The sequence below is a fragment of the Paracoccus aestuarii genome (assembly GCF_028553885.1).
GTDB lineage: Bacteria > Pseudomonadota > Alphaproteobacteria > Rhodobacterales > Rhodobacteraceae > Paracoccus > Paracoccus aestuarii.
The window spans coordinates 2,068,876-2,092,139 of the sequence record NZ_CP067169.1 but is presented as its reverse complement, the minus strand read 5'-3'; the positions used below and the strand labels follow the sequence as shown (position 1 = coordinate 2,092,139).

The 23,264-nt window shown below is 65.4% G+C and carries 19 protein-coding genes, 3 tRNA genes and 6 pseudogenes; 20 read left to right on the top strand and 8 right to left on the bottom strand.

Annotated features, from left to right (window positions below; genetic code table 11):
- Positions 1 to 24: 24 nt before the first annotated feature.
- From JHW48_RS10640 to gatC, 4 genes are read right to left on the bottom strand one after another with little or no spacing between them, the layout of a single operon-like run.
- Complete coding sequence (locus JHW48_RS10640; RefSeq protein ID WP_119886792.1) at positions 25 to 705, bottom strand: N-acetylmuramoyl-L-alanine amidase; 681 nt, start codon at positions 703 to 705, stop codon at positions 25 to 27.
- A gap of 5 nt (positions 706 to 710) precedes the next feature.
- Entirely contained in the window at positions 711 to 971 is a 261-nt protein-coding gene (locus tag JHW48_RS10635; RefSeq protein ID WP_119886791.1) for a hypothetical protein, read from the bottom strand.
- Positions 972 to 1,000: 29 nt separating this feature from the next.
- Positions 1,001 to 2,485 carry an Asp-tRNA(Asn)/Glu-tRNA(Gln) amidotransferase subunit GatA gene (gene gatA, locus JHW48_RS10630; protein ID WP_119886790.1) on the bottom strand — a complete coding sequence of 495 codons (1,485 nt, stop codon included), beginning with the start codon at positions 2,483 to 2,485 and terminating at the stop codon, positions 1,001 to 1,003.
- The gene (gatC, locus tag JHW48_RS10625; RefSeq protein ID WP_119886789.1) at positions 2,482 to 2,769 is read right to left on the bottom strand and encodes an Asp-tRNA(Asn)/Glu-tRNA(Gln) amidotransferase subunit GatC; all 288 of its coding nucleotides are present in this window, start codon (positions 2,767 to 2,769) and stop codon (positions 2,482 to 2,484) included. Before gatC ends, gatA begins: the two co-directional genes overlap by 4 nt.
- A gap of 76 nt (positions 2,770 to 2,845) precedes the next feature.
- Between gatC and JHW48_RS10620 the strand changes: the two genes are divergently transcribed.
- The 4 genes and pseudogenes from JHW48_RS10620 to JHW48_RS18690 all read left to right on the top strand — a co-directional run.
- Positions 2,846 to 3,775, top strand: a complete 930-nt coding sequence (locus JHW48_RS10620) for an AEC family transporter (protein ID WP_170152317.1) — start codon at positions 2,846 to 2,848, stop codon at positions 3,773 to 3,775.
- Between the two features lie 112 nt (positions 3,776 to 3,887).
- Positions 3,888 to 3,962 (top strand) — tRNA-Glu (locus JHW48_RS10615).
- Positions 3,963 to 4,348: 386 nt separating this feature from the next.
- Positions 4,349 to 4,693: pseudogene (locus JHW48_RS10610) on the top strand (transposase); the annotation flags it as partial.
- A 261-nt stretch (positions 4,694 to 4,954) separates the two neighbouring features.
- Positions 4,955 to 5,233: pseudogene (locus tag JHW48_RS18690) on the top strand (hypothetical protein); the annotation flags it as partial.
- 36 nt (positions 5,234 to 5,269) lie between these two features.
- On the opposite strand, the pseudogene JHW48_RS10605 reads toward JHW48_RS18690, so the two are convergent.
- Together JHW48_RS10605 and JHW48_RS18685 are read right to left on the bottom strand one after the other, a co-directional pair.
- Positions 5,270 to 5,978 (bottom strand): annotated as a pseudogene (locus JHW48_RS10605) (IS3 family transposase); the annotation flags it as partial.
- On the bottom strand, positions 5,979 to 6,155 hold the full coding sequence (locus JHW48_RS18685; protein WP_419182424.1) for a hypothetical protein: 177 nt from the start codon (positions 6,153 to 6,155) through the stop codon (positions 5,979 to 5,981).
- A gap of 194 nt (positions 6,156 to 6,349) precedes the next feature.
- Here JHW48_RS18685 and JHW48_RS10600 point away from each other — a divergent pair.
- Positions 6,350 to 7,192: pseudogene (locus JHW48_RS10600) on the top strand (IS5 family transposase).
- Positions 7,193 to 7,350: 158 nt separating this feature from the next.
- Here JHW48_RS10600 and JHW48_RS10595 read toward each other — a convergent pair.
- Positions 7,351 to 7,434 (bottom strand) — tRNA-Leu (locus JHW48_RS10595).
- 107 nt (positions 7,435 to 7,541) lie between these two features.
- Here JHW48_RS10595 and JHW48_RS10590 point away from each other — a divergent pair.
- The 5 genes and pseudogenes from JHW48_RS10590 to JHW48_RS10570 all read left to right on the top strand — a co-directional run bounded on the left by JHW48_RS10590 (position 7,542) and on the right by JHW48_RS10570 (position 10,564).
- The gene (locus JHW48_RS10590; RefSeq protein ID WP_272835848.1) at positions 7,542 to 8,501 is read left to right on the top strand and encodes an IS481 family transposase; all 960 of its coding nucleotides are present in this window, start codon (positions 7,542 to 7,544) and stop codon (positions 8,499 to 8,501) included.
- Positions 8,502 to 8,606: 105 nt separating this feature from the next.
- Positions 8,607 to 8,696, top strand: a tRNA-Ser gene (locus tag JHW48_RS10585).
- Between the two features lie 80 nt (positions 8,697 to 8,776).
- A complete protein-coding gene (locus JHW48_RS10580; RefSeq protein ID WP_147388147.1) occupies positions 8,777 to 9,097 on the top strand; it encodes a hypothetical protein in 321 nt (106 codons plus the stop codon).
- Positions 9,082 to 9,908: pseudogene (locus JHW48_RS10575) on the top strand (IS3 family transposase); the annotation flags it as partial. The gene JHW48_RS10580 and the pseudogene JHW48_RS10575, both read left to right, overlap by 16 nt.
- A gap of 257 nt (positions 9,909 to 10,165) precedes the next feature.
- Entirely contained in the window at positions 10,166 to 10,564 is a 399-nt protein-coding gene (locus JHW48_RS10570; protein ID WP_240637959.1) for a hypothetical protein, read from the top strand.
- A gap of 5 nt (positions 10,565 to 10,569) precedes the next feature.
- Here JHW48_RS10570 and JHW48_RS10565 read toward each other — a convergent pair whose 3' ends face one another.
- The gene (locus JHW48_RS10565; protein WP_119887588.1) at positions 10,570 to 11,421 is read right to left on the bottom strand and encodes a prephenate dehydratase; all 852 of its coding nucleotides are present in this window, start codon (positions 11,419 to 11,421) and stop codon (positions 10,570 to 10,572) included.
- Between the two features lie 135 nt (positions 11,422 to 11,556).
- Here JHW48_RS10565 and JHW48_RS10560 point away from each other — a divergent pair, with 135 nt between their 5' ends.
- The 10 genes and pseudogenes from JHW48_RS10560 (at position 11,557) to JHW48_RS10515 (ending at position 23,262) form a co-directional block, all read left to right on the top strand.
- Complete coding sequence (locus JHW48_RS10560; RefSeq protein WP_336390885.1) at positions 11,557 to 12,078, top strand: c-type cytochrome; 522 nt, start codon at positions 11,557 to 11,559, stop codon at positions 12,076 to 12,078.
- A 156-nt stretch (positions 12,079 to 12,234) separates the two neighbouring features.
- Positions 12,235 to 14,088: an extracellular solute-binding protein gene (locus tag JHW48_RS10555; protein WP_119887590.1), complete on the top strand. Its 1,854-nt coding sequence runs from the start codon at positions 12,235 to 12,237 to the stop codon at positions 14,086 to 14,088.
- Positions 14,089 to 14,183: 95 nt separating this feature from the next.
- Positions 14,184 to 15,260: a microcin C ABC transporter permease YejB gene (locus JHW48_RS10550; RefSeq protein ID WP_119887591.1), complete on the top strand. Its 1,077-nt coding sequence runs from the start codon at positions 14,184 to 14,186 to the stop codon at positions 15,258 to 15,260.
- The gene (locus JHW48_RS10545) at positions 15,260 to 16,363 is read left to right on the top strand and encodes an ABC transporter permease (RefSeq protein ID WP_119887592.1); all 1,104 of its coding nucleotides are present in this window, start codon (positions 15,260 to 15,262) and stop codon (positions 16,361 to 16,363) included. Before JHW48_RS10550 ends, JHW48_RS10545 begins: the two co-directional genes overlap by 1 nt.
- A 65-nt stretch (positions 16,364 to 16,428) precedes the next feature.
- Positions 16,429 to 18,064, top strand: a pseudogene (locus JHW48_RS10540) (ABC transporter ATP-binding protein).
- Positions 18,061 to 19,284, top strand: coding sequence for a glycosyltransferase (locus tag JHW48_RS10535; protein ID WP_119887298.1), 1,224 nt, complete (start codon positions 18,061 to 18,063; stop codon positions 19,282 to 19,284). Before JHW48_RS10540 ends, JHW48_RS10535 begins: the two are co-directional and overlap by 4 nt.
- Positions 19,285 to 19,315: 31 nt before the next feature.
- Positions 19,316 to 20,725: a cysteine--tRNA ligase gene (gene cysS, locus JHW48_RS10530; RefSeq protein ID WP_119887297.1), complete on the top strand. Its 1,410-nt coding sequence runs from the start codon at positions 19,316 to 19,318 to the stop codon at positions 20,723 to 20,725.
- The gene (locus JHW48_RS10525; protein ID WP_119887296.1) at positions 20,722 to 21,492 is read left to right on the top strand and encodes a squalene/phytoene synthase family protein; all 771 of its coding nucleotides are present in this window, start codon (positions 20,722 to 20,724) and stop codon (positions 21,490 to 21,492) included. The genes cysS and JHW48_RS10525 overlap by 4 nt, the downstream gene beginning before the upstream one ends.
- Before the next feature lie 88 nt (positions 21,493 to 21,580).
- On the top strand, positions 21,581 to 22,453 hold the full coding sequence (locus JHW48_RS10520; protein ID WP_119887300.1) for an ABC transporter permease: 873 nt from the start codon (positions 21,581 to 21,583) through the stop codon (positions 22,451 to 22,453).
- Positions 22,450 to 23,262: an ABC transporter permease gene (locus JHW48_RS10515; protein ID WP_119887295.1), complete on the top strand. Its 813-nt coding sequence runs from the start codon at positions 22,450 to 22,452 to the stop codon at positions 23,260 to 23,262. Before JHW48_RS10520 ends, JHW48_RS10515 begins: the two co-directional genes overlap by 4 nt.
- Positions 23,263 to 23,264: the final 2 nt, after the last annotated feature.

Here is a 23,264-nt window from a genome sequence, read left to right as displayed (position 1 = left end):
GTATGCGTGTGCGGCGGCCGGGCGTCAAGAGGGGGCTCCGCCCCCGTCGCGCAGGCGCGACCCCCCCGGGGTATTTGCGCAACGAAGAAGCCGGGCGGCGGTGCGGCGGTCGGCATCCGTTTCGGGGCCGGTGGCCCAAGGGCGGTGGCGCAGCCGGAAGGCCTGCAGCCGCGCGGGGTCGTCGGGATAGCCGAGCGCGTCGAGGCTGGCGGGCAGGGGCGGTGCGGGGTCGGACGGGTCGGGTCGGGCGAAGAGCGCCAGGTCGTCGCGGGACAGGCCCTCCCAATCGAGGCGGGGGCCGGGGTCGATCTTGCGGCCCGGCGCCATGTCGGAATGGGCGATGACGTTGGTCGGGGGGATCGTCCAGCGGGTCATGATCGCCCGCAGCAGGCGGCGCAGGGCGGTCATCTGGGGGGCGGGGAAGGGGCGGTCGCCGGGATTGGCCAGCTCGATCCCGATCGAGCGGCTGTTGATGTCGTCATGCCCCTGCCAGCGGCCCGCGCCCGCATGCCAGGCGCGGCGGGTTTCGCAGACCAGCTGTTCGGTCGTGCCATCCTCGGCGATCAGCCAATGGGCGCTGACCTGGGCCGCGGGATCGCAGAGCCGCGCGCGGGCCGCGGCGGCGTCGCGCATCTGGGTGAAGTGCAGCACGACGAGCGACGGCGCATGGCCGCGCCGGTCGCCGTGATTGGGGCTGGGAAACACCGCCGTCAGGGCGCCGCGACGCGGACACCCATGGTCGCAGGGACCGGCACCGGATCCTGCCCCGCGATCCGCGCCGGGGTGGGCGCCAGGATCGGGCGCGCGATGGCGATGGTCGATGCCGGGCGTTCGCCCGAGATCAGCGCCGCCTCGCGCGCGGCCAGATACTGGCCGTAGCGGTCGTTGCCGAACTGATAGTTCGGGTTCCAGCCGCGATGTTCGCCGCAGCCCGCGACGGTCAGCGCCGCCAAGATCATCCAACCGCGCATCGCGCCTCCTGCATGCCGCTTGGGCAAGGTTACCACCAGCGTTCCGGCTTGGCCACAAATCCGGCGGCGGATTCCAGGACCTGGGCCTGGTTCATCAGATCGCCCTCCTCGAAGGGGCGGCCGATCATCTGCAGGCCGAGCGGCAGGCCCTGCGCATCGCGCCCCACCGGGACCGCGATGCCGGGCAGGCCCGCCAGGTTCAGCGTCACCGTGAAGACGTCGTTGAGATACATCTGGACCGGGTCGCCCTTGTCCACCGAGCCGAGCGCGAAGGCCGCCGAGGGCGTCGCCGGTGCCAGGATCGAATCGATGCCCGATGCGAAGGCCTGGTCGAAATCGCGCTTGATCAGCGCGCGGACCTTGCGGGCGCGGTTGTAATAGGCGTCGTAGAAGCCCGCCGACAGCACGTAGGTGCCGATCATGATGCGGCGCTGGACCTCGGGGCCGAAGCCCTCGGCGCGGGTCTTTTCATACATCTGGGTGATGCCGTCGCCCGCGCCCAGCTTGGCGCGGTGGCCGTAGCGGACGCCGTCATAGCGGGCCAGGTTCGACGACGCCTCGGCCGGGGCGATGACGTAATAGGCGGGCAGGGCGTATTTCGTGTGCGGCAGGCTGATATCCACGATCTCGGCGCCCGCGTCGCGCAGCATGTCCGCGCCTTGGCGCCAGAGGGCGTCGATGGCGTCCGGCATGCCGTCCACGCGGTATTCGCGCGGGATGCCGATGCGCTTGCCGCGGATGTCGCCGGTCAGGGCGGCCTCGAAATCCGGCACGGGCAGGTCGGCGCAGGTGCTGTCCATGGGATCGGCGGATGCCATCGCGCCCAGCATGATCGCCGCGTCGCGCACGGTGCGGGTCATCGGCCCCGCCTGATCCAGGCTGGAGGCATAGGCGATCACGCCCCACCGGCTGACCCGGCCATAGGTGGGCTTCAGCCCCACCGTGCCGGTGAAAGCCGCGGGCTGGCGGATGGATCCGCCCGTATCGGTGCCGGTCGCGCCCAGGCACAGATCGGCGGCCACGGCGGCGGCGGACCCGCCCGAGCTGCCGCCCGGGGTCAGGCGCGTGCCGTCGGGGCCGCGCCAGGGGTTCACGGCGGGGCCGTAGCAGCTCGATTCGTTGGTCGAGCCCATGGCGAATTCGTCCTGGTTCAGCTTGCCCAGCATCACCGCGCCCGCGTTCCACAGGTTCTGCGTCACGGTCGATTCGTATTCGGGGGTGAAGCCCTGCAGGATCCGGCTGCCGGCCTGGCTGGGCACGCCCCGCACGCAGAAGACGTCCTTGATGCCCACCGGGATGCCGGTCATGGGCGTGGCATCGCCCGCCTTGATGCGCGCGTCGGCTGCGCGGGCCATGTCGCGGGCCATGTCGGGCGTGCCGTGGACGAAGGCGTTCAGCGCGCCCGCGCCCTCGATCGCGGTCAGGCAGGCCTCGGTCAGGTCGACCGCGCTCAGATCGCCCCGGGCCAGCGCGTCGCGGGCATCGGCGATGGTCAGGCTGTTCGGGTTCGTCATTCCACCACCTTCGGCACGGCAAAGAAGCCCTCGCGCGCGTCGGGGGCGTTGGACAGGATGCGATCGGCCATGCCGCCCGTGGTCACCGCGTCCTCGCGCCGCTTCAGGCGCATGGGGGTGACGCCGGTCATGGGCTCGACGCCCTCGACATCGACCTCGGCCAGCTGTTCCATGAAATCCAGAATGCCGCTGAGTTCGCGGGCAAGGGCGGGCAGGGCGGCATCGTCGACCGCAATCCGCGCCAGATGGGCGACCTTGCGGGCCTGATCCTCGGTGATGGACATGGCATTTCCTTTCCTTGGCGGCGGGTCTACAACCCCTCGCGAAAGGCCGCAAGACGCCCGGTCCGAAGGTGCCCCCATGACCGCCGCCCTCTCTGTCATTCCCGTCATCGCGCTGGTGCTGCTGGGTCACCTGGCCCGCCGGGGCGGGGTGATTCCCGCCGCCAGCTGGCCGGGGATCGAACAGCTGGGATATCGCGTGCTGTTCCCCGCGATCCTGCTGACCTCGATCTACCGGTCCGAGCTGTCCTTGGGGCGGCTCGGGCCCTATCTGGCGGCGATGGCGCTGGCCTTCGCGGTGACCGGCGCGGTGGCGCTGATCTGGGCGCGGCGCCGCGGCCAGAGCGGGCCGCGCAGCAGCTCGCTGTTCCAGGGCGCGCTGCGGTTCAATTCGCTGCTGATCCTGGCGGTGGCGGCGCAGGCCTTCGGCGCACAGGGCCTCGGCGATCTGGCCGTGGCGCTGGCCTTCCTGATCCCGGCCTTCAACATCACGGCCATCGTGGCGCTGACCCTGCTGTCGGACGGGCCGCGCCCCACCGGCGCGGGCGCGCGCATCGGGGCCGAGATCGGGCGCAACCCGATGATCCTGTCCTGCCTTGCGGGCCTGGCGCTGAACCTGTCGGGGGTCGAGCTGGCCGCATGGGTCCTGTCGCCCTTGGACTGGCTGGGGCAGGGCGCGCTGGCGGTGGGCCTTCTGGCGGTCGGCGCGGGGATCGAGCCCGCGCGCCTGTGGCAGCGCGACCCGGCGCTGTGGCTGGGGGTCTGGCTGCGGCTGGCGCTGTGTCCGCTGGTGTTTCTGGGGGCGGCGCTGGCCTTGGGCCTGCCGGGCGCGCAGATCGCCACGGGCCTGCTGGCGACGGCGGCACCGGGCGCGCCGGTGGGCTATATCCTGGCGCGGCAGATGGGCGGAGACGCCGATTTCTACGCCGCGATCTTCACCTGGCAGACGGTCCTGGCGGCGCTGACCCTGCCCGCATGGCTGGTTTTCGCGGGCCTTTTCGGGGGCTGATCGGAGCAGCCGAATTTTTTGCGCCGGGTCGCATTTTTTGGGTTGCAGCCCCCGGCGGCTTTGCCTAAACACCCCTCACGCCGCCAGGGAAGACTGGCAGCGGACAGAAAGTGGCCCGTTCGTCTATCGGTTAGGACGTCAGGTTTTCAACCTGAAAAGAGGGGTTCGACTCCCCTACGGGCTGCCACTGCCTATTTAAACTATGGAATATTTCAGGCCTAATCAGGAAATTATATTAGTTTTTATGGCATTGCATTTTTCTGACCTCGTTCTTAACCTGCAGACGTCGAATATGGGCCGCCTTGGTGTAATTTCTAACCTCGTATAGCGATGAATGCCCGCCCTATGCCTTGATTGCATGAGACGTTCCGCAAGCGTTGGCGGTTTTGGTTAGTTGAGCTATTCGCAGGCCGTGTGGCGATCAGTCTTGGCTGGCAGCCGTTCGAATCGCATCAGCGATCAGACTGCACCGCCCCTTCACGCTGCAAAGGCTTACCCGCCATTGCTAGGCTCCAGGCCCATTGACTTTATGCCCTTTTGCATGATTCAGGCCACCGTTATGATACCTGATCGATGAGTATACTTTACTGGCTGAGCGACGCCCAGATGGCGCGTTTTCGCCCGTTCTTCCCCAAGAGCCATATCCGCCCGCTCGTCGATGATCTGCGCGTGCTGAGCGGCACAATCTTTATCAATCGCAACGGGTTGCGGTGGTGTGACGCGCTAAACGAATACGGCCGGGCCAAAACCCTCTACAACCGCTGGAAGCGCTGGAGCGATAAAGGGGTTTTTGCCCGGATCATGGTCGGCCTTGCCGCCGAGGGCGCCGAGCACAAGACGATCATGATCGACGCGACCTATCTCAAGGCACACCGCACGGTGTCGAACCTCAGGGTGAAAACGTACGGTCCGCCCCGTCTGCAAGTAACAATTTTTGATGACATGATCAGTCTGCACAAACGTATCTGGCATGTCGGCACAAAGACCGCCGCCAAGATGGAGATCCGCGCGTCACAATCCTCATAAAGGCGCTGGCCTCGGTGGGCCATTTTTCGCCGGAGGTTTTTGCAACGCCGATCAACTGTCAGGCCGTCTTCCTTTCACCACTCGCAGCGTGCTGCGCTTTTTGATCCCACGGTTTGATGGTGCGATCCTTTCGCGGGAATGGAAGGAAGCATTATGGGACGAGTTCGTCACGGGAGCGCCATGAGCCCGCACGCCGTCAGAGCTGCAATAATGAGGGCCGGCTCGCCATCGGTCCGAGGGCCTCGCCCGAATGATCGCAAGCTTCGCTCGCGACGCTGAGCCGGGAGCTCGGGATCAATCCCAAGACGGTTGCGAGGTGGCGCAAGCGCCAGACTGTTGAGGATCTTAAGACCGGGCCAAAAGGAACCGCGCTCGACGATCCTGACCAAGGCCGAGGAGGCGACCGTCGTCGCTTTTCGTCGACATACACTGGACCTGCACCGGCTCTGTTCCGGTCAGGCGCTCATGTTAAGCGGCCCTTTGTTCGAAGGCCACGGGTGATTTCCAGCCGAGGGCTGAGTGTTTCCGGCGCGGATTGTAGAAGCCGTTGATGTATTCGAAGAGGGCGATCTCGACCTCGCGACGGGTTTGCCAGTTGCGGCGCCAGACGAGTTCGGCCTTGAGCGACTTGAAGAAGCTCTCGACGGCAGAATTGTCATAGCAGTTGCCCTTCCCGCTCATCGACACCTTGAACCCGTGCTTGCGCAGCAGCTTCTGATAGTCGTGAGCGCAGTATTGCGACCCGCGATCCGTGTGATGAATGCAACCTGGTGGTGGCCTTCGGATCGCGATCGCCATGTTCAGGGCCCGCAAGGCCAGATCCTGCTTCATGCGGTTGCTGATGGCCCAGCCCACGACCCACCTTGAGAAGAGATCGATGATCACGGCCAGATAAACCCACCCCTCGCGCGTCCAGAGTCGCCATTGTTGCGCCATCGGTCCGAGCGACAATGGCGACGGTGATGTCACCAGCCCCCTTCTGGTTCGGCCCGCTCGCCGTGAAATCCTGCTGCAGGAGATTGGGCGCGATGTTGAAGGCGTGATCGCTGTCGGTGGTGCGCCTGAACTTTCGGCTGCGAATGACCTGGATGCCGTTCTAGCGCATCAGACGGCCCACACGGCGCTGGCCGACGCGGATGCCCAGCTCGTTCAGCTCCTCGGTCATCCGTGGTCGGCCCTAAACGTCGAAATCCTGCGCCAGCTCGATCATGGTCTTTTCCCCCTTGATCGCGGCTATAGCCACTTTCGCCTTGAATGCCGGGCGGTGGTTCCAGCGCGGTCGTCTTGTCATGGTCTTCTCCTCGCTTACAGCATCATGCTGCCCAATCGCCCGGAAATTGATCCACTGGATCAATTTCTGGCCCGGCTCATACGCGGAAAATCCACTTATCCCGGATGTTCAGATTTGCGTAGCCACCTCTCTGCACGATCAAGTACTCGACCTTTAAAGGCTTACAATGCAATGGTCACGCCCAGATTCGTGCCCAGGCCGCGTTGACGAAAGGGATTCACGGGGTGGGCTGATCGTAATTCAAGCTAGTATCTGCGATGAAGGCCAGCTTGGCACGAGACCTGATGTCGGATGAGGAATGGGCGTTTTACGAGTGCTTCATTCTGGCCGTGCGGCGCAAGCCCGCAAATCACCGCGTTGTTCTGGAGTGAGGCATGAGCCGCCACTGGTTCAAGGCCATGCCGAGCGCAGACCGGTTCTCCCTGGCGTGACTTCCCGTAAGAGTTCGTGAAGTGTTTCAGTGTCTACCGCCAGTTCCGGTGCTGGACCTTGGCGGGGTTGTGAGAGCAGATCCTCGACGCGCCGAACGAAAGTCGTATCTTGCCAGATGCGCTCCAGATGATCGACAGCACTGTGATCCGCCCCCTCGTCAGGTAGCGGGCGCCAAAGGGGGACACCAAGACAGGGTTCTGGCCGTTCGAGAACGTCCGGTGGGAAAACGATCCACTGGATCGTTTTCTGGACCACCTCCCATTTTCACGACCAAGGTCCACCTGCGCGTCAATGCTGCCGGGCTGCCAATGAGTTCGGACATCGCGCCGGGACAGACATCGGGCTACCTGGGCTTTGCTCTGGTCATGAACGACAACCTGCCGGAGCCTTGTATCCTGCTGGCCGATCGCAGCCATGACTTCGACAAGGTTCGCAAAGCCATGGAGGCGCGCAGCATCCTGCCGGTGGTCCCGATGTTCAAGTCTCGCAGGCTCCGTGTCGCTGCCGGTGGCAGGCTCTACCGGTTGCGGAACCTTGTCGAGCGGAGCTTGAACAAGCTCAACAACGTTCGCCGTGCCGCCACCCGCTACGACAAGACCGCCGAAAGCTCCCTTTGCTTCATCGATATCACATCGATCCGCCTCTGGCTCCGACATTTGTCAACATGACCTAGCAGGCGGACTTTATGGTAGCCTACTTTTTGCCGGACGGTTCAAGATCGCCGTGAGCCATGGTTTTCGTATACGCTCCTTGAATATGTTTTGCAAAATCTGAACATCCAATCCGCCATACGCGGGGTCCAGACGGCTAGGGCCAAGATCAAAATTGGTGCCCGTCGAGGGATTCGAACCCCCATACCATAGGCGCTTGGACCTAAACCAAGTGCGTCTACCAATTCCGCCAGACGGGCAAATTTTATGACACTAATAACATTATAATAGAAGTGCGTCAACCACCTAGGTGTTTGATCCCATGGTTTGATGGTGCAATCCTTTCGCAGGAATGGAAGGAAGCATTATGGGACAAGTTCGTCACGGGAGCGCCACGACCACGCACGCTGTCAGAGCTGCAATACAGCGATCGCAAGCTTCGCTCGCGCAGCTGAGCCGGGAGCTCGGCATCAACCCAAAGACTGTCGCGAAGTGGCGCAAGCGCGAGACAGTTGAGGACCGTAAGACTGGGCCGAAGGAGCCACGCTCCACGGTCTTGAGTGAGGCCGAGGAAGCAACAATCGTCGCGTTTCGGCGCCATACGCTGCTGCCGTTGGACGACTGCCTCTACGCTCTTCAGCCCTCTATCCCACATCTGACGCGCTCGGCGCTGCACCGATGCCTGCAGCGGAATGGCATTTCGCGACTGCCGGACGTGGGCGGGGACAAGCCCAAGCGTGCGAAGTTCAAGCGCTACCCGATAGGTTTCTTCCATATCGACATCGCCGAGGTGCAGACGGCCGAAGGCAAGCTCTTCCTCTTCGTAGCCATTGATCGCACCAGCAAATTTGCTGTCGTTCAATTGGCGGAAAAGGCCAACAGGAAAACCGCTTGGGAGTTCCTGGAGCACCTTCTGGACGTCGTGCCCTACCGCATCCACACGATCCTGACCGATAATGGCATCCAGTTCGCAGAGCAGCCTCGAAACCGTAACACTCCTTACTCTCGGCAAATGCGGTTCGACATGATTTGCGAGGCAAACGGGATCGAGCATCGGCTGACCAAGCCCAACCACCCGTGGACGAATGGCCAAGTCGAGCGGATGAACAGGACGATCAAGGACGCGACCGTCAAGCGCTACCACTACGACAGCCACAGCCAGCTGCGCACGCACCTCGCCGATTTCATCGCCGCCTACAATTTCGCACGCAGGCTCAAGACGCTGAGCGGTGTCACACCCTACGAATACATCTGCAAGGTCTGGACTTCAGAGCCAGACAGATTCATCGTCAATCCGATCCACCAGATGCCGGGACTGAACACCTAGCCGTGATGGGATAAGCAGCCGACGACTAGGCAGGGGCTCATTCTGTTGTCGGGCAGCCCGAAAACGGGGTTGCCGTTTAGAAAATTTCGCCATATGACCGTCCGCGGAGACGTGGCCGAGTGGTCGAAGGCACACCCCTGCTAAGGGTGCAGGCCCGAAAGGGTCTCGAGGGTTCGAATCCCTTCGTCTCCGCCACTTTTAAATAGGATTTCCTTTGGAAAGCAACTGATTGGTGACAGATGTAGCATCCACAAGGTGACACACATGGTGACACCGTGGTCTTACTGTTCGAATCAGGTGCTTTTCGCTTGTCTGCCAAGTACATCCAGAAGAAGGGCAGCGTCTGGTACTTCCGGCGTCCCGTCAGGATTGGCTGCGAGGGCCTGCATCGAGACACCACAGGCAAGCCTCAATCGATGCTGTTCTTTTCGCTCAAGACGGGTGATCAGCAAGAGGCTGCCAAGAGGGCGAATGACCATGCCAAGAGGCAGGATGCCCTATGGAACATTCATCTGAATGGGACGGCAGAGGCGGTTGATCCGAAGGCCGCGCTTGGGCGTCTAGAAGCCGCTGGGCTGGCCGGATGCGCGAACTAGTTCGCGGGATGTGCATCGATTGGGGCGCGTCGATACGCAGGGCTTGTGGGGCCCTGCGGTTTGACACCTCCACGTTCCACTACAAGTCCCGGCGCACGGACCAGGCAGCCGTCGAGAGACGGATCAGGGAGATCTGCGAAACGCGGGTGCGCTATGGATATCGGCGTGTCCACGTCTTGCTGCGACGGGAGAGCTGGCAGGTGAACATCAAGAATACTCGTAGAATTTACAATGAATTAGGTATGCAGCTCAGGAACAAGAACCCGAAACGGCGGGTGAAGGCCAAGCTGCGAGACGATCGCCAGGAGGCTGTCGCGCCGAATGATGTCTGGGCCATGGACTTTGTTCATGACCAATTGGCCTTGGGCAACAAGCTGCGGATCCTGACGATCGTCGACACGCATTCCCGTTTCTATCCAGCAGCTGACCCGCGCTTCACCTACCGCGGCGAGGATGTGGTCCGGACACTGGAACGGGTCTGTGCCCAAGTCGGCTATCCCAGGACAAGCCGGGTCGACAATGGCAGCGAGTTCATCTCGCGCGACCTCGACCTGTGGGCCTACGCCAACGATATCACCCTGGACTTCTCACGCCCTGGCAAGCCCACCGACAATGGCTTCATTGAGGCGTTCAACAGCAAACTCAGGTCTGAATGCCTGAACGCACACTGGTTCATGAGCCTTGCAGACGCGCAGGAAAAAGTGGAGACTGGCGTAGGCACTACAACGAGGACCGACCCCATAGCGCGATCGGATATAACGTCCCGATCGCCCTGCATTATCCCGGCGGCGCAGCCAGCCCGTCGCCATGACCAAGCCGGAAAACTCCAGCATCCGGCGATCCAAGGTTGGGGAGCAGCGCAGGCGGGCAGAGCACACTCGCCATGATCGAGGGACCAACGGGGGGCAGGTCAGGGCAGATCACTTTTAACTGGTAATTCTCATTCTGCTATCACAATCTTTGCCGGGTTAGCCTGTCTGGTACGCTTGCCTTAGTCAGTGAGACTTCTCTATGAATTTTTCGGCGGGTTATGACACTGAACTTCCTGCCGAGCGCCTGTTCGACACATTGACAGATTTCGACGCGCTGGAACGGATGCTGATCGGGCGCGGTGCGGTGGTCCAGCGGATCGACCCCTCGACCGAGCCGGGCACCGGCATGGGATGGAACATCGGCTTTGACTGGCGCGGCAAGGCCCGCAGGCTGCGGCTGGCAGTGACCCGCTTCGATCCCCCCGAACAGCTGAGCATGGCGGGACGGTCGGACGCGCTGGACCTGACGGTGACGGCCACGACCGTGGCGCTCAGCCGCGAACGCTCGCGCGTCATCTTCGAGACCGAGATCAAGCCCCGCAACGTGAAGGCCCGGCTGATGCTGCAGACGGCCAAGCTGGGCAAGGCCCAGATGGACCGCCGCTATCAGCGCCGGATCGAGGAATTCGTCCAGCACATGACCGCCCGGGCCTGACCCCCTCAGGCGCCCCTGCGCTGCGATTCGCGCAGCGGATCGGCGGGATACACCCCCAGGACGTCCAGGGTCGAGGTGAAATATCCCAGCTCGTCCAGCGCGCGGGCGACGTTGGCGTCATCCGGGTGGCCCTCGATATCGGCATAGAACTGGGTCGCGGTGAAGACCCCGTCCACCATGTAGCTTTCCAGCTTGGTCATGTTGACGCCGTTCGTGGCAAAGCCGCCCATCGCCTTGTAGAGCGCGGCGGGAATGTTGCGCACCCGGAAGACGAAGCTGGTCAGCATCCGGTCCGACCGGCGCGACATGTCCGCTTGGCGCGACATGATCAGAAAGCGCGTGGTGTTGTTCTGGCGGTCCTCGATCTGGTCGGCCAGACGGTCGAGGCCATAGATCTCGGCGGCCAGGGGCGCGGCCAGGGCCGCCAGCGACGGATTGCCGCGGGACGCGACCTCCTTGGCGGAACCGGCCGTGTCGGCGCCGGTCACGGCATGGATGTCGTGGCGGCGCAGAAAGCCGCGGCACTGGCCCAGCAGGACGGTATGGCTCATCGCCTCGCGCACCTGGTCCAGCGTGGTGCCCGGCACGGCCAGCAGGCTGATATGGACCCGCACGAAGGCCTCGTCGATGATCCGCAGGCCGGATTCGGGCAGCAGGTGATGGATGTCGGCCACCCGGCCATAGGTCGAATTCTCGACCGGCAGCATCGCCAGATCGGCCTCGCCCGCGCGGACAGCCTCGATCACGTCCTCGAAGGTGCGGCAGGGCAGGGCTTCCATGCCGGGGCGGGCGGCGCGGCAGGCCTCGTGGCTGTAGGCGCCCGGCTCGCCTTGGAAGGCGATGCGATTCGTGGTCATGGCGTGGCCCCCGGGTTTTCGGAAAATTGAAATTGCGGGGGTAACTATACCTTGATCCTCCAAAGCGAAAGCGGATAGATACCGCACGACTTGACGAGCTTACCAAGGCGGGGACCGCACGCGATGTTCAACACCATGACCCTGACCAAGGCAGCGGGCGCCTTCATCGGCGCGCTGCTGTTTCTGATGCTGGCCAATTGGGGTGCCAGCTCCCTTTACCATGTCGGCCCGGCCGGTCATGGCGGTCATGGCGAGGACGAGATCGCCCAGGCCTATACCATCCCGGTCCCCGAGACAGTCGATGCCGGCGCCGATGGCGAGGAGGAGACCGTCGATTTCGAGGCGCTGATGGCATCCGCCGATCTGGCCCAGGGCGAACGGGAATGGGCCAAGTGCCGGTCCTGCCACCAGCTGAACGGCAATGACGGCGTCGGCCCCCACCTGAACGGCGTCGTGGGCCGCGACAAGGCGTCGGTCGCCGGGTTCAACTATTCCTCGGCCGCGCTGGACATGCCGGGCGAATGGACACACGAGAACCTGTTCGACTTCATCGAGAACCCGCGCGGCTACATGCCCGGCACCTCGATGAGCTTTGCGGGCATCCGCGACAACCAGGCGCGCGCCAGCCTGATCGCCTTCCTGGAATCCAATCCCTGATCGCGACACCCGTCCGCCATAGCGGCAGGCATCCCGACCCCGGCCCCCAGGCCGGGGTTTTTTGCTGTCCTGCGGGGGGCTTGCTCACGAAATCGCGGCTTGATCGGGCAGGGGTCGCTGCCCTAGCCTTCGGTCCTGCCCCAAAGGAGGTGACCGATGCGCCCGACCGCCCTGCCTGCCCTGCTGATCGCCGCCCTGACCGCCGGTCCCGCGCTGGCCCAGGACGATCCGGTGACCGTCGCGCATGGCATATCGGTCTTTGACGAGCTGCGCCTGCCCGCCGATTTCACGCATCTGCCCTATGTGAATCCCGACGCGCCCAAGGGCGGCGAGATGTCCCAGGCCATCCCCAATTCGACCGGCTTCGACAATTACAACCCCTTCACCTTCCGGGGCCGGGCGGCGGCGCTGTCCTCGCTGCCGATGGAGACGATCCTGGAGGGGACCGCGGACGAGATGGGCGCCGCCTATTGCCTGCTCTGCGAGACGCTGGAATATCCCGAAAGTCGCGATTGGGTCATCTTCAACCTGCGCCCGGAGGCGCGGTTCAGCGACGGCACCCCCCTGACCGCCCATGACGTGATGTTCAGCTACGAGACGCTGCGCGACCAAGGCCTGTCCAGCTTTCGCATGGTGCTGGGCCAGCAGGTCACCGGGGCCGAGGTGCTGGGCGACCACCGCATCCGCTTCGATTTCGCCCCGGACATCCCGCGCCGCGAGGTGATCCAGCTGGCGGGCGGGCTGCCCGTCTTCAGCCGCGCCGATTTCGAGGCCAATGACCGCGACCTGGAACAGACCAGCCAGACGCCCTTCATCGGATCTGGGCCCTATGTCTTCGACCGGGCCGACACGAACCGCTTCGTGGCCTTTCGCCGCGATCCCGATTACTGGGGCGCCGATCTGCCGATCAACCGGGGGCGGCACAATTTCGACACGCTGCGCTATGAGTATTTCTCGGATTACGACGCCGCCTTCGAGGCGTTCAAGGCCGGGGTCTATCTGTTCCGGCGCGAGGTCAGCAGCCGGTCCTGGGCCACGGGCTATGATTTCCCCGCCATGACCGCGGGTCATGTCATCCAGGAGGCGCTGCCCGACGGGACCATCGCATCGGGCCAGACCTGGGTCTTCAACCTGCGCCGCCCGATCTGGCAGGACATCCGCCTGCGCGAGGCGATCGGGCTGATGTTCAACTTCGAATGGACGAACCAGACGCAGTTCTACGGCCTCTACAACCGGGTCGAGAGCTTCTGGGACAACAGCGACCTGAAGGCCGAAGGCCCGCCCCAAGGGGCCGAACTGGCGCTACTGGAGCCGGTGGCGGGCGATCTGCCCGAGGGCATCCTGACCGAAGCGGCCGTGACCGCGCCCGTGTCGGGCGAACGCCAGCTGGATCGCGGCAACCTGCGCCGCGCCGCCGCCCTGCTGGACGAGGCCGGCTGGACCACCGGCAGCGACGGCCAGCGCCGCAATGCGGCGGGCCAGGTCCTGCGGCTGGAGATCCTGAATGACAGCCAGACCTTCGACCGGGTCATCAACCCCTTCGTCGAGAACCTGCGCGCGCTCGGCATCGACGCGCGCAACCACCGTGTCGACAATGCCGAATACGAGAACCGCAGACGCAGCTTCGATTTCGACATGCTGGGCGCCCATCTGGGCCAGTCCGAGATCCCCGGCACCGGGCTGCAGCAGTATTTCGGATCGAACGCGGTCGATGACGTCTTCAACGTGATGGGCCTGGCCAATCCCGCCATCGACCGGCTGATCGGCCATGTGGCGGCGGCCACCACGCGCGACGACCTGCTGCCCGCCGTCCATGCGCTGGACCGGGCGCTGCGCAGCCTGCGCTTCTGGGTGCCGCAATGGTACAATGCCGATCACCTGGTGGCCTATTACGACCTCTATGGCCGGCCCGCGGAGCTGCCGCCCTATGCCTTGGGCGAGATGGATTTCTGGTGGTTCGATGCGGAACGCGCCGATGCCCTGCGCGCGGCGGGCGTCCTGCGGCGCTAAGGCCCGGCTTGATTTCCGCAACCGGAAGGCCCACAAGGCGGGCATAACCAGACGGCCCCGCAAAGGGGCGGAAGACCAGGGAAGGGCAGGGGCTGATGGGCGCCTATATTCTGCGGCGTTTGCTGCTGATCATCCCGACATTGTTCGGGATCATGCTGGTCAATTTCACGCTGACCCAATTCGTCCCCGGCGGGCCGATCGAACAGATCGCCGCCCAGATCCAGGGCGAGGGCGACGTGTTCCGCAATATCTCGGGCGGCGGGGCCGAGGCGGGCCAGTCCGCCCCCACCGGATACGAGGGCGCGCGCGGCCTGCCGCCGGAATTCATCGCCCAGCTGGAACGCGAATTCGGCTTTGACCGCCCCCCGGTCGAGCGGTTCTTCGTGATGCTGTGGAATTACCTGACCTTCGATTTCGGGACATCCTGGTTCCGCTCGATCAGCGTCGTGGACCTGGTGCTGGAAAAGATGCCCGTCTCGATCACGCTCGGGCTGTGGTCGACGGTGATCGCCTATATCATCTCGATCCCCCTGGGCATCCGCAAGGCGGTGCGGGACGGGTCGCGCTTCGACACCTGGACCTCGGGCGTGATCATCATGGCCTATGCGATCCCGGCCTTCCTGTTCGCGGTCATGCTGATGGTGCTGTTCGCGGGCGGCAGCTATTGGCAGATATTCCCCCTGCGCGGGCTGACCAGCGACAATTTCGCGGATCTGTCGCTGTGGGGCAAGATCAAGGACTATGCCTGGCACGCCACCCTGCCGGTGCTGGCCATGACGATCAGCAGCTTTGCGACCCTGACCCTGCTGACCAAGAACAGCTTTCTGGACGAGATCAACAAGCAATATGTCATCACCGCCCGTGCCAAGGGCCTGGCGGAACGGCGGGTGCTTTACGGCCATGTCTTCCGCAACGCCATGCTGATCGTGATCGCGGGCTTTCCGGCGATGTTCCTGGGCGTGTTCTTCGGCGCGTCCATCCTGATCGAGACGATCTTTTCGCTGGACGGGCTGGGGCGCCTTGGCTTCGAGGCGGCGGTCCAGCGTGACTATCCGGTGATCTTCGGCACGCTCTATGTTTTCGGGCTGCTCAGCCTGGTGGTGGGGATCCTGTCGGACCTGATGTATGTCTTCGTCGATCCGCGCATCGACTTCGAAAAGAGGGCGGGCTGATGGCCATGTCCGAGCTGAACCGCCGCCGCTGGCGCAATTTTCGCCGCAATGGCCGCGCCTTCTGGTCGCTGGTGATCTTTGCTGTCCTGTTCGTGACCGCGATGCTGGCCGAGATCGTGGCCAATGACAAACCCATCGTGGTGCGGTTTCAGGGCGATCTCTATTGGCCCGCCTACAACTTCTATCCGGAGACCGCCTTCGGCGGCGATTTCGGCACCGAGGCCGTCTATCGCGAGGCCGAGGTGCAATGCCTGATCGTCTCGGGCGGGCGCGAGGACTGCTGGGACGACCCCGAGGGCTTCATGGAGGATGTGCGCGCTGGTCTGACCGACGTGCCGCAGGCGGAGCAGGGCTGGATGATCTGGCCGCCGATCCCCTATCACTACCGCACGATCAACAATGTGGGCACCGCGCCCTCCGCGCCGGACGGCAATCATTTGCTGGGCACCGATGATACGGCGCGCGACGTGCTGGCGCGGGTGATCTATGGCTTCCGCACCTCGATCCTGTTCACGCTGATCGTGACGGTGATCGCATCGACCATCGGCATCGCGGCGGGCGCCATCCAAGGCTATTTCGGCGGGCGCACCGACCTGGTGTTCCAGCGGGTGCTGGAGATATGGGCCTCGACCCCCGGTCTCTACGTCATCATCATCCTGTTCGCGATCCTGGGGCGCAGCTTCTGGCTGCTGGTCTTCGTCACGATCCTGTTCGGCTGGCCCGCGCTGGTGGGCGTGGTCCGGGCAGAGTTCCTGCGGGCGCGCAATTTCGAATATGTCCGCGCCGCCCGTGCCTTGGGCGTCAGCGACCGCAAGATCATGTTCCGCCACATCCTGCCCAATGCGATGGTGGCCACGCTGACCATGCTGCCCTTCGTGGTCACCGGCACGATCAGCGGGCTGGCCGCGCTGGACTACCTGGGCTATGGCCTGCCCGCCGGATCGGCCTCGCTTGGGGAAATGGCGCTGCAGGCGAAACAGAACCTGCAGGCGCCGTGGCTGGCCTTCACCTCGTTCTTCACCTTCGCGATCATGCTGTCGCTTCTGGTGTTCATCTTCGAGGGCATCCGCGACGCCTTCGACCCGCGAAAGACCTTCCGATGAGCGATCTGCCCATCCGACCCGCCCCCGGCGCCCCCGCCGCCGTGGCCGAGGGCCATGGCGCGTCCATGCCCGGCGTCCCCGAGGCGCATCCCGTGCCGGCCGCCCCCTCGGATGCGATCCTGGCGGTGCAGGACCTGCGCATCGGGTTCCGGTCCGAGGGCCGCACCACCCCCGCCGTCAAGGGCGTCAGCTTTCACATCGCCAAGGGCGAGACCTTGGCCATCGTCGGCGAATCCGGGTCCGGCAAATCGGTCACGGCTCTCTCGACGGTCCAGCTGCTGGCCGGATCGGCCGTGGTCGAGGGTTCGGTCCGCTATGCGGGGCAGGAACTGGTCGGGGCGCCAGACAAGACTCTGCGCCAGATCCGCGGCAATGACATCAGCTTCATCTTTCAGGAGCCGATGACCTCGCTGAACCCGCTGCACACGCTGGAAAAGCAGCTGTCCGAAAGCCTGGTGCTGCATCAGGGCCTGTCGGGCGCCCCGGCACGGGCGCGCATCATCGAGCTGCTGACCCGCGTCGGCATCCGCGACCCCGAGACGCGGCTGGCCGACTACCCCCACCAGCTGTCGGGCGGCCAGCGCCAGCGGGTGATGATCGCCATGGCCCTGGCCAACGGGCCGGACCTGCTGATCGCGGATGAGCCCACCACCGCGCTGGACGTGACCATCCAGGCCCAGATCCTGGACCTGCTGGCGGAACTGAAGGCCGCCGAAGGTCTGTCCATGCTGTTCATCAGCCATGACCTGGGCATCGTGCGCCGCATCGCCGACCGGGTCTGCGTGATGAAGGACGGCGAGATCGTCGAACAGGGCCCGGTCGAGCGGATCTTCTCCGACCCCCGCCACCCCTATACCCGCAAGCTGCTGGGGGCCGAGCCGCAGGGCCAGGCCCGCCCCGTCTCCCCCCGACGCCCCGGTCCTGGTCGAGACGCGCGACCTGAAGGTCTGGTTTCCGATCAAGCGCGGGCTGCTGCGCCGCACGGTGGGTCACATCAAGGCCGTCGACGGCGCCACCCTGTCGCTGCGCGCGGGCGAGACCTTGGGCATCGTCGGCGAATCCGGCAGCGGCAAGACCACCCTGGCCTTGGGCATCATGCGCCTGATCGAAAGCCGCGGGCCGATCCTTTTCATGGGCCAGGACATCCAGGGCTGGGCGGGCGCGCGCCTGCGGCGCCTGCGCCGCGACATGCAGATCGTGTTCCAGGACCCCTATGGCAGCCTGTCGCCGCGCATGACCGTCGAACAGATCATCGCCGAGGGGCTGGGCGTGCATGGCGCGCCCAAGGGCCGCGACCCGCGCCGCATGGTGGCCGGGATCATGGCCGAGGTGGGCCTCGACCCCGCCGCCATGCACCGCTATCCGCATGAATTCAGCGGCGGCCAGCGCCAGCGCATCGCCATCGCCCGCGCGATGATCCTGCGCCCCAAGGTCGTCGTCCTAGACGAGCCGACCAGCGCGCTGGACATGACCGTCCAGGTCCAGATCGTCGATCTGCTGCGCGACCTGCAGGACCGCCACGGGCTGGCCTATCTGTTCATCAGCCACGATCTGCGCGTGGTGCGCGCCATGTCGCATCACATCATGGTCATGCGCGCGGGCGAGGTCGTGGAACAGGGCAGCGTGGCGCAGATCTTCGATGCGCCGCAACAGGACTACACGCGCGCCCTGCTGCGCGCCGCATTTCCGATACATGAATAAAGATCCTGTTCATCCACCAGAACTTTCCCGGCCAGTTCCCGCATCTGGCCCCCGCCCTGGCCGCCCGCGGCCATGAGGTGCTGGCGCTGACCGACGAGAAGAACCAGCGCGCCAGCCCGGTCCGCACGCTGCGCTACAAGGCGCCCGATCCGGTCAAGACCGACAGCCCCCTGGGTCGCAGCTATTCCGAACATGCCGAGCGGGGCCTGCTGGCCGCGCGGGGCGCGCGGGCGCTGCGCGACCGGCATGATTTCCACCCCGATGTCATCATCGGCCATCCGGGCTGGGGCGAGACGCTGTTCCTGCGCGAGATCTGGCCCAAGGCCCGCCTGCTGGTCTATGCCGAGCTGATGTACCGCACCCGCGGCCATGACGTGGGCTTCGACGCCGAGATCGCGCCCGACCGCGACGAGACGCGCATCATGACCGTCGCCCGGTCCGCGCATCTGATCCAGGCGCTGGTCCAGGCGGATGCGGCCATCGCGCCGACCCGCTATCAGGCCGACAGCTTTCCCCCCGGCCTGCGCGAGAAGATCACCGTCATCCATGACGGCATCGACACCGAGGCGGTCGCCCCCGATCCCGGGGCCGCGCTGACCCTGCCCGACGGGCGCGTGCTGCGGGCGGGGGATGAGGTCCTGTCCTTCGTCTCGCGCTCGCTGGAGCCCTATCGCGGCTTTCACGTCTTCATGCGCGCGCTGCCCGAGGTGCTGAAGGCGCGGCCCGGCGCGCAGGTCGTGATCGTGGGGGCCGAGGGCACCAGCTATGGCGCCAAGCCCCGCGACGCGGGCAGCTGGAAGGAAAAGATGCTGGCCGAGCTGGGCGGGCGCCTGGATCTGGGCCGGGTGCATTTCCTGGGGCGGCTGCCCTATGCGGATTACCTGTCGCTGATCCGGGTGGCGCGGGTGCATTGCTATCTGACCTATCTCTTCGTGCTGTCCTGGTCGCTGACCGAGGCGTTGTCGGCGGGGGCCTATGTGGTCGGGTCTGACACCGAGCCGGTGCGCGAGCTGATCACCGACGGCGTGAACGGGCGGCTGGTGCCGTTCTTCGACGTGGCGGCCCTGTCGGGGGCCTTGGTGCGGGGGCTGGCGGGCGATCCGCAGGCCGATGCCATCCGGGCCGCGGCGCGGGCCACCATCACCGCGGATTACGACCTGCGGCGCCATTCGCTGCCGCGCCAGATTGCCTGGGTGGAAAGCCTGGGCGCGATGCGCTAAGTCCGCAGCCACGCTGCAGAGGGGCCTTTCGATGACGCAGATCAGGCTGACCAATACCCGCACCCGGACCAAGGAGGTCCTGGTGCCGATCGACCCCGCGAACCTGCGGCTCTATCTCTGCGGTCCGACGGTCTATGACCGGGCGCATCTGGGCAATGCGCGGCCCGTGCTGGTCTTCGACCTGCTGGTGCGGCTGCTGCGGCATGTCTATGGCGAGGGCGCGGTCACCTATGTGCGCAATTTCACCGACGTGGACGACAAGATCAACGCCGAGGCGCAGCGCCGCCGCGAGGCCGGATCGCCCCTGTCGCTGGAGGCGCTGATCGCAGAGCGCACCGAGGAGACGATCGGCTGGTATCACGCCGACATGGACGCCCTGGGCGCGGCCCGCCCCGATCACGAGCCGCGCGCCACCGCCTATGTCGGGCAGATGGTCGCGATGACAGCCGACCTGATCGCCAAGGGCCACGCCTATGCGGCCGAGGGCCATGTGCTGTTCGACGTGCGGTCATTCCCCGATTACGGCAAGCTGTCGGGGCGGTCGGTCGATGACATGATCGCGGGCGCGCGGGTCGAGGTCGCACCCTTCAAGCGCGATCCCATGGATTTCGTGCTGTGGAAGCCGTCGAGCGATGACCTGCCGGGCTGGGACAGTCCCTGGGGCCGGGGGCGGCCGGGCTGGCATATCGAATGCTCGGCCATGTCGGCGGCGCTGCTGGGGCCGCATTTCGACATCCATGGCGGCGGGATGGACCTGCAGTTTCCCCATCACGAGAACGAGATCGCCCAGAGCTGCTGCGCCCATCCCGGCGCGGGCTTCGCCAATGTCTGGCTGCATAACGAGATGCTGCAGGTCGAGGGGCGCAAGATGTCCAAGTCCTTGGGCAATTTCTTCACCGTGCGCGACCTGCTGGACCGGGGCGTGCCGGGCGAGGTGATCCGCTTCGTGATGCTGTCGACGCATTACCGCAAGCCGATGGACTGGACCGAGGCCAAGGCGCACGATGCCGAAGCGGTGCTTCGGCGGTGGCACGGGATCGTCGCGGGCATCGAGCCCGCGCCGATCCCGGCGCCCGCCGTCATCGCCGCGCTGGCCGACGACCTCAACGCCGCGGGCGCGATCGCGGCGCTGCATGATCTGGCGGCCAAGGGGGATGGGGCGGGGCTGCTGGCCTCGGCCCGGATGCTGGGGCTGCTGCTGCCGGGGATGGGCGATTGGGCCCGCGCCGGGGACGGGGTCGCGGCGCGGATCGAGGCGCTGCTGGAGGCGCGGATGGCCGCGCGCAAGGCCCGCGACTTTGCCGCGGCGGATGCGATCCGCGACGGGTTCGCGGCGGCGGGGGTCGCGGTCAAGGACACGGCGCAGGGGGCCGAATGGTCGCTGTCCCCGGGATTTGATGCCGAGGCCTTGGCCCGCCTGGCCGAGGCGCATGGCGCATGACGCTGGAGGCCTGCACCGAGATGCTGCGCCAGCAGGACCCTGACCGCTTCGGGGCGGTCCTGGTCGCGCAGGCGCAGGACCGTGCGGCGCTGGTCACGCTCTATGCGCTGAACCTGGAGATCGCGCGGGCGCCCTTTCAGTCGGCCGAGCCGATGCTGGCCGAAATGCGCCTGCAATGGTGGATCGACCGGCTGGAGGAGATGGGCTGCGGCACCGCGCCGCCGCTGCATGACGTGCTGACGCCGCTCTGGGATGCCTGGGGGGCCGAGGCGGGGGCGCTGGTGCCCTTGGCCGAGGCGCGGCGGCGCGATTGCGAGCGCGTGCCCTTTGACGGGCCCGCCGCGGTGATCGACTATGTCGACGCGACGGCGGGGGTGCTGGTCTGGGCGGCGGCGCGGCGCTGCGGCGCGACCGAGGGGCTGCGCGAGATCGTCGCCCGCCAGGCGCGCGGCATCGGGCTGGCCGCCTGGCTGCGCGCGCTGCCGCAATTGCAGGCATTGGGGCTGGGTCTGCATCCCGCCCGCCCCGAGGATGCCCGGACCCTGGCCGCCGAGGCGCGCGAGGGTCTGCGGCTGGCGGCACGTCTGCATCGCAAGGTGCCGCGGCGCATGGCCGCCGCCCTGCATCCCGGCCCCCGCGTGCCCCGCCTGCTGTCCGAGATCATGGCAGGCCGCCTCGACCCCTTCGAGGAGGTGCCCGCGATCACCCCCTTTCAGCGGCGCGCATCGCTGGCGCGGCTGGCCCTGACCGGGCGTTGGTGGCGCTGAGGCGCAGAAAACCCTTTTCCTTGCCTGACAGCTATGGAAGGAATTGCCCAAAGGCCCGCAGATGGCCGCCCGCAACGAGGGGATGGGGATGGCGAAGCCCGCACTGGACAGAGAGGCCCGCGCGGGCCTGTCGCTGATCGCGCCGCCCTTCCTCTATGCGCTGGTGATCCTGGCGCTGCCCTTGCTGACCATCCTGGCCTACAGCTTCCTGACCGACGGCTATCTGGAGATCATCCGCGAATTCACGCTGGAGAACTATGCGTTTGTCGCCACCGACCCGGTGGTGCGCACGGTCATGATCCGGTCGCTGGTCGTGGCGGCCATCGTCACGGCGGCGACGGTGCTGACGGCCTTTCCGGTCGCCTATTACATCAGCTTCTATGTCCGGCCCGAACGCAAGGCGCTGTGGCTGTTCCTGATCACCATTCCCTTCTGGACCAGCTATCTGATCCGGGTGTTCCTGTGGAAGGTGATCCTGGGCTATAACGGGGTGGTCAACACATCGCTGACGGGCCTCGGGATCATCGACGAGCCGCTGACATTCATCCTCTACAACGTCAATTCCATCGTGATCACGCTGGCCCATGCCTATGCGCCCTTCGCGATCCTGCCGATCTTTGTCGCGCTGGAAAAGATCGACCGCTCCCTGCTGGAGGCCGGGCGGGATCTGGGCGAAAGCCGGCTGATGACCTTCTGGCGGGTGACGCTGCCCCTGGCCATGCCGGGCGTGGTCGCGGCGGTGCTGATCGTCTTCATCCCGACCATCGGCGACTATGTGACGCCCGAGGTGATCGGCGGCGGCCGCATCCCGATGATCGCCAACATGATCCAGGTCCAGATGCTGGCCTTGGACAACCGCCCCCTGGGATCGGCGCTGGCGGTCACGACCATGGCCATCGTCGCGGTGATCAGCCTGGTCTTCCTGTTCCTGAACCGACGTTTCCTGAGGGTGCGGCAATGAACAGCCAAGGCCGGGGCCTGCAGGCCTATGCGATCTTCTATCTGCTGTTTCTCTATGCGCCGATCGTGCTGCTGCCGATCTTCGCCTTCAATTCCGGCACGATCATCGCCTTTCCGCTGCAGGGCTTCACGACCGACTGGTTCTCGCAGATGTGGGGCAACGCGACGCTGCGCCGCGCGCTGACCAATTCGCTGACCATCGCGGTGTCGTCCTCGATCCTGGCGACCTGCCTGGGGATCTTTGCCGCCCGCGCCTCGACCCGGTTCGGATTTCCGGGCAAGGGGGGGATGATGGGCTTCATCATGCTGCCCATGGTCCTGCCCGAGATCATCGTGGCCATGTCGCTCTTGGTGGTGCTGCTGGGGGCGGGGGTGCAGCTGTCGCTGCTGACCGTCATCGCGGGGCATACGCTGATCTGCATGCCCTATGCGATCGCGGTGCTGACGACCGCCTTCTCCAGCCTGGACCGCAGCCTGGAGGAGGCCGCCTATGACCTGGGCGAGACGAAATGGGGTGCCTTTCGCCTGGTCACGCTGCCCTTGGTCCTGCCGGGCATCATCAGCGCGCTGCTGATCAGCTTCACCATCAGCCTGGACGAATTCATCATCGCCTTCTTCCTGGCCGGGAACGAGCCGACGCTGCCCACCTATATCTTCAGCCAGCTGCGCTTTCCGCGCGCCATCCCGGTCATCATGGCCTTGGGGACGGTGCTGGTGATCCTGTCGATCGCGCTTCTGGCGCTTGGCGAATATTTCCGCCGCCGGGGCAATGCCCGCATCGGCGGCAAGCCCACCGGAGGGTTGCTGTGACC

What these genes read in the sequence shown, in the direction of transcription:
- JHW48_RS10635 (WP_119886791.1), bottom strand. Translation starts at nt 971, where the DNA reads ATGCGCGGTTGGATGATCTTGGCGGCGCTGACCGTCGCGGGCTGCGGC.
- gatA (WP_119886790.1), bottom strand. Translation starts at nt 2,485, where the DNA reads ATGACGAACCCGAACAGCCTGACCATCGCCGATGCCCGCGACGCGCTG.
- JHW48_RS10590 (WP_272835848.1), top strand. Translation starts at nt 7,542, where the DNA reads ATGGGACAAGTTCGTCACGGGAGCGCCACGACCACGCACGCTGTCAGA.
- JHW48_RS10545 (WP_119887592.1), top strand. Translation starts at nt 15,260, where the DNA reads ATGGCCATGTCCGAGCTGAACCGCCGCCGCTGGCGCAATTTTCGCCGC.
- JHW48_RS10565 (WP_119887588.1), bottom strand. Translation starts at nt 11,421, where the DNA reads ATGACCACGAATCGCATCGCCTTCCAAGGCGAGCCGGGCGCCTACAGC.
- JHW48_RS10515 (WP_119887295.1), top strand. Translation starts at nt 22,450, where the DNA reads ATGAACAGCCAAGGCCGGGGCCTGCAGGCCTATGCGATCTTCTATCTG.
- cysS (WP_119887297.1), top strand. Translation starts at nt 19,316, where the DNA reads ATGACGCAGATCAGGCTGACCAATACCCGCACCCGGACCAAGGAGGTC.
- JHW48_RS10620 (WP_170152317.1), top strand. Translation starts at nt 2,846, where the DNA reads ATGACCGCCGCCCTCTCTGTCATTCCCGTCATCGCGCTGGTGCTGCTG.
- JHW48_RS10525 (WP_119887296.1), top strand. Translation starts at nt 20,722, where the DNA reads ATGACGCTGGAGGCCTGCACCGAGATGCTGCGCCAGCAGGACCCTGAC.
- gatC (WP_119886789.1), bottom strand. Translation starts at nt 2,769, where the DNA reads ATGTCCATCACCGAGGATCAGGCCCGCAAGGTCGCCCATCTGGCGCGG.
- JHW48_RS10560 (WP_336390885.1), top strand. Translation starts at nt 11,557, where the DNA reads ATGACCCTGACCAAGGCAGCGGGCGCCTTCATCGGCGCGCTGCTGTTT.
- JHW48_RS10550 (WP_119887591.1), top strand. Translation starts at nt 14,184, where the DNA reads ATGGGCGCCTATATTCTGCGGCGTTTGCTGCTGATCATCCCGACATTG.
- JHW48_RS10555 (WP_119887590.1), top strand. Translation starts at nt 12,235, where the DNA reads ATGCGCCCGACCGCCCTGCCTGCCCTGCTGATCGCCGCCCTGACCGCC.
- JHW48_RS10520 (WP_119887300.1), top strand. Translation starts at nt 21,581, where the DNA reads ATGGCGAAGCCCGCACTGGACAGAGAGGCCCGCGCGGGCCTGTCGCTG.